Below are 7,637 nucleotides of genomic sequence, written 5' to 3'. Positions count from 1 at the left end.
GTGTGGGAGGTGTGGGAGGTGTGGGAGGTGTGGGAGGATGGTGAAGAAATTTTTCCCCGTCTCTCCCCACACTCCCCACACTCCCCCATCTCTCGTTTGTTGAGCGTTCGCGTAGCGTCTCGTAGAGAAGTCGAACAGCATCTCCCTATCTCTGTACACCCCACTCCCTTGTACTAGCGATGATTGTACTTTTTTTGACTGTCGGTGTTACCCTCAGCACAATTGCAAGCTTTGTTTTTGGAATTCCGTGGTTGATGCCGATTTTGGGTGCTGCTGTACCTTATCCTATTTTCTTTTTACAAGTGCGTCGTCAACAATATAAAAGTGCTTTTTGGTGGATGTTGCTGTGGGGAGTGTTGCAGAGTATTGGTGTAATTGTTGCAACAATTATCGCCCCACAAACAGCAGCAAAAGTTATTCTTCGTGGAGAATCATACACTGCGGAAATGTTCCACTGGATTCGCACGGGAGAAGGTATGGAAGGAACACTTCGTTTGTTTTTACCAAACCATTTATTGCACTATGGGATTTTTTGCATTCTCTGTATTGTCACCATCAGTAGCGCCGCATTAATCTTTGGCACTTGGATGCTAAATTATATGAATTTTTATGTTGCACAGTTGATAAAAATCAGCGCTAAACCTTGGTTGGCAGCTATTTTAGGATGGTATCCTTGGTCACTGGTGCGGGTAATTGGCTTTATTGCAACTGGAGTAGCTTTAGCTGCATTAGGATTAAATTTATTCACTCGTATGAGGGGCGAAGTTCCTAAATTTGCCTTTCCTAAAACTTATATGTTAATTGGAATTACTTTTGTGATTGCAGATATTATCATCAAAGGAGTTCTAGCGCCCATTTGGCAAAAATTACTGTTGTCTGCGTTGGGTTAAATTAATTACATAGATATCTTCAAAATGAATGTAGAGACGTAGCAGTGCTACATCTGTGGATAACGTATATTTAATTTGTGGAGATGTCTATTGATTTGCCAAAATTTTCTCATAGGCTTGGATTGTTTGCTTAGCGATCGCATCCCAGCTAAAATTTACATCAGCATATTTGTGAGCATTTAATCCCCGTCGTTGGCGTTCTGTGGGATTGTCCAAAGCTGCTTTTACTAAATTTACTAACGCTTCCACATCCGTTGTACTTACCCAACCTGATTGACTATCAAGTATTTGTTGGTAGATATGCACTTGGTCAGAAATCACTACGGGTATTCCTGCTAGCATTGCTTCAGCGACAGCAATACCAAAATTTTCATAGTAAGAAGGTAAGACGAATAAATCAGCAGCTTGTAGTAAACTAGCTTTTAATTCACCAGTCACAAAACCAGTGATTGTAGTGTGCGATCGCAATGGTGAATTTTGAATTTGGGATTTTATCTTTTGCTCGTAATCTGGATCTTGAGGATTTGTACCAGCTAAAATAAAATGAAACTTATAACCAATTCCTAGCAATTTTTCTAGGGCTGGAATTAATAAATCTAACCCTTTTTTCGGGTCGATTCTTGACATAAATAATACCAACGGAATATCGTCAGCAATATTAAATTGCTGACGCGTGATATTTCTCTTTTCTTTTTTTGTTACTCCCTCTTGTTTCACACCCAAGGGAATTACCAAATCTGGTGTGGAAACTCCAAACCGTTCTGATATTTTAGCTTCTTGTTCGCTAGTAAAATGAATTGCTGCCGCACTAGCTAAATTTTGGCGTTCTATAATTGCTGTATAAATCTGCTTTAATTGCTTTTTTTTACGTAAATCAGCCGGATCGAGAGTACCCAAAGGGCGTAAAATATAAGGTAGCTTTTGTTGACGACACACAATAGCAGCAGCACTACTTATAGGGGAAAATAAAGCATGAATATGTGCAATATCAAACTCCTGACCGTGACGTTTTAGCCACTTTAATAAATCTAGAGAAAATTTATAACGACGAAATGGCGCACAACGAAAATAAATGATTTCATAACCATCTTGTTTAATTGGGCGATTTAAAAGAACATCCAGAGGTATTTGACCTGTATCGCCATTACTATCAGTTGTGAGAATTGTAACTTCTACTCCCTCTTTTACCAATGCTGGAGCTAATCCCAGTACCATTTGACTAGGGCCACCATAAATCAGAGAAATTGAGGGAACAATTTGTAAAATCTTCATTTTTTTGTTATTAGTCATTAGTCATTAGTCATGAGTTATTAGTCATTGGTTTGGTATTTTCCCTTTCCCTAATAAAGATGTAGCCCTTTCTTTGACCACAACAGTGCAAAAAGCACTCTTATGCAAGAAGTTTGATGTATTTAAAACCTTTTCCCTTTCCCCTTTCCCCAAACCGTATTACCCCATGCATAACTCTTGATAAAATTCTAATTGCTGTTTAGCCAAAGCTTTATTTGTGTATTTAATCATTGCTTTTTGATAACTCATTTCCCCAAGACTATGAGCAAAATATGGTTTATCCATTAATTCAAGTAAGCAATTAGCAAGCGCTTGGACATCACCTTCAGGAAAAATTAAACCAGCATCACCAATTACATGGGGAATTTCACCAGAATCAGAACCAATCACGGGCACTTGACAAGCCATTGCTTCAATTAATACATGACCAAATTGTTCTTTCCATCCAGCAGAAGTTAAGGTTTTAAATTTGTAAGTAGTTTCTGAAGGCAGTACTAAAGTACTCATTAAATTAATATAGTTAGCCACTTTATGATGAGGAACACTTTCTACTAAAATTAATCTGTCTTGAATATTGTTTTCTACTGCCACCTTGATTAATTCATCTTTTAATTCTCCCCGTCCCAATAAGAGGAATTTCCAGGATTTATTTTTTAAAGTTATCAACGCTTGTAATAAGGTTAATAAACCCTTTTCTTGAACAAAACGCCCTACAAAACCTACTACAAAATCTTCTTTATCAATACCTAAACTAGCTGCTAATTCTGGTTGTCTTTTAGGAGTAAATAAACTTTCATCTACACCCAATTGCGGCATTACTTTAATTGGGCCTTGATATCCCCGTTGCCTCAAAATTTCCGCTCCATCTTGATTACCAGAAATAATTCCGTGGCTTTGATTTAGATTATATTTTTCTAATAAAGCAATCGGTAATTTTAATTGATATGGTAGATTCCACCAGGTAAAAAATACATTTTTGGCTTTGAGTCCTAATAGCTTATTTAAAGTAATCATCTGAGTATAAGCTAGTCCTCTAGACCCTTGTTCTACTTGAATAATTTGGGGGCGAAATTGTTTGAACAAAGATATTAAATCCGCTCCAAAAGTCAAAAGTCCCTGATGATTTTGACTAAAGTTAGAAACCGGAACTACCTTAAATGAACCTTCATCGCGATATTCAGTTTCAATGATTTTATTTTGTACACCACCAGGATTCCAGCGCTTGGGAACTACAACTGTAACTTCAATATCAGGTTGAAGCTGAGATAAAGCGCGTAATTTTTCACAGTTAAGGTCTACAATATAAGTATGACTAGCAACTAAAATTTTCATTTTTATTTGTAATTGATGATTTTTGATTCAGCAACTCCCAACTTCTAACTCTTAACTCCCAACCCCCAACTCCTAACTCCTAACTCCCAACTCCTAACTCTTAACCCCTAACCCCTAACTCAATTTCTCGATCCAAACGAGTGTAAATTTGACCATCATTCCATACTGATTGGATGATAGTACCCAAGGCTTTGAAAAAACCCAAAGTGTAAAAAATACCGCGAGTGATAATTTTGATGGGGGAACCGCTTTTATGACAAGGTGGGCGTCCCAATACGTGACAATCGAATAAACGTGCGTATAAACGTAAAGCTTGAGTAGCTGTGAGGTTTTTCAGCCCCATCAAAAAATGATTGTGGTAAAAGGTGAGTTGATATTTGAGCGATCGCATACTAATATCGTGACAACCACCAGTCTCTTCACCTAAATGCACTAAATGAGCTTCTGGGTCGTACCAAATCTTATATCCCGTCTTGCGTACCCGCAAACAAAAATCTGATTCTTCCCGCACTGCACTACCGCGAAACCTCTCATCAAAACTCAGTCCGTGCTTAGTAAAAATTTCGCGACGAAAGGACATATTGCAACCCCTTGCTGTAAGTACTTGCTGGGGTTTTGTTGTATGTACCAAATCAATATGATACCAAGCTATTCCTGGATCCATAGCTTCGGGAGGCAAATATTCAATCTCTAAATCTCCTCCAGAATCACCCAGTTTCATCCTGTCAAATACTCGCCCAGCAACAGCCCCCACCTCTGGGTTTTGCAAATAATTTTTCACATGGGCGGATAACAATCCAGGCGTTAACTGGACATCATCATCAATAAATAATATTATTTCACCAGCTGAGCGCCGTACAGCATAATTCCGCGCCCCTGGTAAACTTGCCCAATCTAACCGCAACCATTTAATTTTACCTGCTGCCGCCATTTCCTCTAGGTAGGCTTGAATTGCTGGTTGGTGTTTTGCGGTTTGATCTACCACTAAAACTTCAAAATTCGGATAGTCCTGTTTTAGGACATCTACAATACTATCCCGTAGCGGTTCCTCTCGACCGTATGTCGGAATAACCACTGTAATTAAAGGCAAATTATTCATAATTTTAGTCATTAGTCATTAGTCATTAGTCATTAGTCATTGGTCATTAGTCATTGGTCATTAGTCATATCATGTCCGCCTAATTACCCATAATAAAAACCTCTCCGCGTCCCCTTGTCTCCGTGTCTTTGCGTCCCCTTGTCTCCCTCATCTCATTTATCCCGCTGCTGCTGCATATAAATTATCAAATAACTCATTTTGCTTTTCAGAGTTATGTAAAATTTGTGCTTGAGCTAATGCGCCCGCACTTAAAAATTCATAATGTTCTCGTTTATCACTTCTATCAAGAAATTGTTTGACTTGTTGTAATGCTTGTTCTGCTAAATAGTCATAAGTACTATTGAGAACTTCCCAATATTCATCAGTTTTAGTTTTTTCTCCGTGAACCCAATTTGCCCAATGTCTAATGTCGTTAATTGGTAATTCTAAAATATAGCCGTTTTCTTCATGACGAATAAATTCAGGCAAAGCACACACATTTGTTGTAATAGCTGGAGTTGCAACGGAAAATCCTTCTATGATACTAAAGCCATAAGTATCATGTAATGTGGGCATTAATTGAAAATGACTTTGGGATAGTAATTCAATTACTTTGTCGTTAGGAATATTTTGATGAAAAACAACGTTATTTAAATCTAATAACTTCAAATCTTCTAGATATTTTTTCTTATCTGGGAAATCTGTCGGTACTCCTGAACCATGTTCTAATCCCGATATTATATGGATGATGAGAGGTAAACCTAATTTTTCAGCTTTCTTTGCTAGCCTTAAAGCAATAATTCCACCTTTTCTAGCAATGTGATTTCCTACAAAAATAAGTTGTAATTTTTGGTCGGATTGATAAGTTTTAGCACTGTTAACTCTGGTACGAAAATTTGGATGAATTACATCTAACTTTTGATTTAACTTTGCTTCTATTTTCCAACCTTCAATTCGCTTAATAAATCTCATTTTAGCATAATCTGAAATTGCTATTATTTTTTGGCAATTATCTAGTGCTAAACGATTGTTTAATAATTCATAAATTACTGCCTCGCGTTTATTTTGAGGATTTCTATACAAAACTCTATGGTCTTCAAATGTGACAAACCAAGGTTTATGTGTATATAAAACTCTATTAAAAGAATGAGCAACCTGACATTTTTCCCCCACAGGTTGCCAAGGGAAAAAACTTCCTAAAGGATACCAAAGTTTTTCTATAGGATATCTACCTGTAGGAAAAGATTTGGCATGAATTAGTTTATGCTTAGAATTACGTGGAAGGTTAGGAATTCTAATGTGCTTATTACCGCATATGATAACTTTTACCATTGTTCTCTGATTTAAATTGTTTTTATGGGTTTTCTCTTGTTTTTTGGGTTCGGGTCAGCATCTTCTTTTTCTTGTTTTTCCAGTTCTGGCAATTTAAAAAGAACTCCCGCAAAAAACCAATAATACACAGCCACCGGATCTACATCCAAGGGATAGTAGTAGGTGTTGTAACTAATAAACAATATAAACACCCATAAAGCTGCTCCGTAACTGCGGAAATTACGGTTTTTTATCGAACGATAGGTTTTGAAGGCAATAATTGTTAAAGAGGTGACTAAAGCTAAAAATGCTAGTACTCCAACAATTCCAATTTCATAAAGTACTTTGGGGTAATAAGTTTCTACCAACTTAGTTTCACCCATTGTACGGGCTGAATTAGTAGCTCGACCCAAGCCACTACCTAAAGGGCCGTCTACGTTTTTCCAGTTTTCTTCAAATTGCTGGACAATAAAATCTTGGGGTGGTGAAGCTTCCCAACGACTGGTAAAACTCGCAGTTCTCTCTTGGACGACAGCAGGGTTAGTTATCATTGCTATTCCCAAAATAAAAGCCAGTCCTATTCCTATGGGGATAAACCGTTTGAGGTTGCCTATTTGACCAGTGAGTAATAGCAAAATTCCAAAGCAGGTTGGTACTAAAGCTAAAGCAATTCTCTGTCCAGAAATTACAGCATTAATAAATACTGAACCTAAAGCACCTAAACTAACTAATCGCCATATTATTGAAGGGTCAGTAAAGCCAGTAGCAAAGGTAAAAAAGGTACTGGAAATTAAAAACCATGCCCACTGCCAAGGGGCTACAAATGTCCCTGGAAGACGAATAACTCCTTCTTCTGGGCTATATAAAAGCGCTCCACCAAAATAACACCTGGCTTCTAATGATGTGACAAATAGGGCATTTCCTTCAAGACCTCTAGTGCCTTTACAGATACCAGTTAATAATAATAAATATTGAATAAACCCCAGTACACAACAAATGAGTATCAGGGAAACTTGCAGGCGTGATAACAATAGAAAATCTCGTTTATCCCGAATTAAATAATAAGCACAAGCAATCAAAGGCACGTAGCCTAAAAGTACTTTTAGCCCCAGAATTCCCATACCTATAGGGAATTCTTTGGGTGCTTTTTGTAAAAGTCCGACGCTAGGGGGGTTAAACTGTTGCCCGCCATTGACAAACAACAGTGTTAAGACACAGCAACCTAAAGCAATATAAAGTGGAGTTTTAATTCCTGGGGGAATAATTATTGGTAGCCCTTGTTTGCGGCAAGTCTGCCAAAGTCCAATCAAGGCTGGAATGTAAAAAGCATCTTTAGCTAATTGCAGTACCGGACTATTGCCCAAGTAGTAAGTGATAGTACCGCCAGCAGGTACGTAAATAATGAAGGCGTATAGGGCTTGGCGGGGATATTTATAAGAAAGGGACATGACAATTATCCCCAAGACACCAGGAACTGCTGCTTTAATTCCAGCTACGAAAAAAAGTACGATACCTAAGAAGACACCGCCAAAGGTGGCGGTGGTGAGTAAGCTGGTGAGTTCTTTGCGCGCTTGGGCTGCTTTGCGCTTTTGAGCTAACTGTTCTTTGAGGCTAAGGGTAGGAGTTTCTGGCTTTTTTGAGCGTTTGGATTTTTTCTGCTTGGGTTTTGCCATTTGAGGGGGTTGGGGACTAGGGAAGCCGGGGAAGCAGGGGAGGCAGGGGAAAAGGTTAAAGGG

The 7,637-nt window shown here is 38.2% G+C and carries 6 protein-coding genes; 1 reads left to right on the top strand and 5 read right to left on the bottom strand.

What is annotated here, in order from left to right; all coding sequences use genetic code 11:
• Positions 1-179: 179 nt before the first annotated feature.
• The gene (locus GNE10_RS29430) at positions 180-890 is read left to right on the top strand and encodes a hypothetical protein (protein ID WP_185569241.1); all 711 of its coding nucleotides are present in this window, start codon (positions 180-182) and stop codon (positions 888-890) included.
• 87 nt (positions 891-977) lie between these two features.
• On the opposite strand, the gene hpsP is transcribed toward GNE10_RS29430, so the two are convergent.
• The 5 genes from hpsP to hpsL form a co-directional block, all read right to left on the bottom strand.
• On the bottom strand, positions 978-2,162 hold the full coding sequence (gene hpsP, locus GNE10_RS29425; RefSeq protein ID WP_185569244.1) for a hormogonium polysaccharide biosynthesis glycosyltransferase HpsP: 1,185 nt from the start codon (positions 2,160-2,162) through the stop codon (positions 978-980).
• Positions 2,163-2,339: 177 nt separating this feature from the next.
• A complete protein-coding gene (hpsO, locus tag GNE10_RS29420) occupies positions 2,340-3,512 on the bottom strand; it encodes a hormogonium polysaccharide biosynthesis glycosyltransferase HpsO (protein ID WP_185569240.1) in 1,173 nt (390 codons plus the stop codon).
• Between the two features lie 100 nt (positions 3,513-3,612).
• The gene (gene hpsN, locus GNE10_RS29415) at positions 3,613-4,611 is read right to left on the bottom strand and encodes a hormogonium polysaccharide biosynthesis glycosyltransferase HpsN (protein ID WP_185569243.1); all 999 of its coding nucleotides are present in this window, start codon (positions 4,609-4,611) and stop codon (positions 3,613-3,615) included.
• Positions 4,612-4,767: 156 nt separating this feature from the next.
• On the bottom strand, positions 4,768-5,922 hold the full coding sequence (locus tag GNE10_RS29410; RefSeq protein ID WP_185569239.1) for a glycosyltransferase family 4 protein: 1,155 nt from the start codon (positions 5,920-5,922) through the stop codon (positions 4,768-4,770).
• An 11-nt stretch (positions 5,923-5,933) separates the two neighbouring features.
• A complete protein-coding gene (gene hpsL, locus GNE10_RS29405) occupies positions 5,934-7,574 on the bottom strand; it encodes a hormogonium polysaccharide biosynthesis protein HpsL (RefSeq protein WP_185569238.1) in 1,641 nt (546 codons plus the stop codon).
• Positions 7,575-7,637: the final 63 nt, after the last annotated feature.

The organism is Nostoc sp. 2RC, from assembly GCF_014222165.1.
Taxonomy (GTDB): Bacteria; Cyanobacteriota; Cyanobacteriia; order Cyanobacteriales; family Nostocaceae; genus Nostoc; species Nostoc linckia.
The sequence above is the reverse complement of the archived record's forward strand: the minus strand, read 5'-3'. Positions and strand labels throughout refer to the sequence as shown.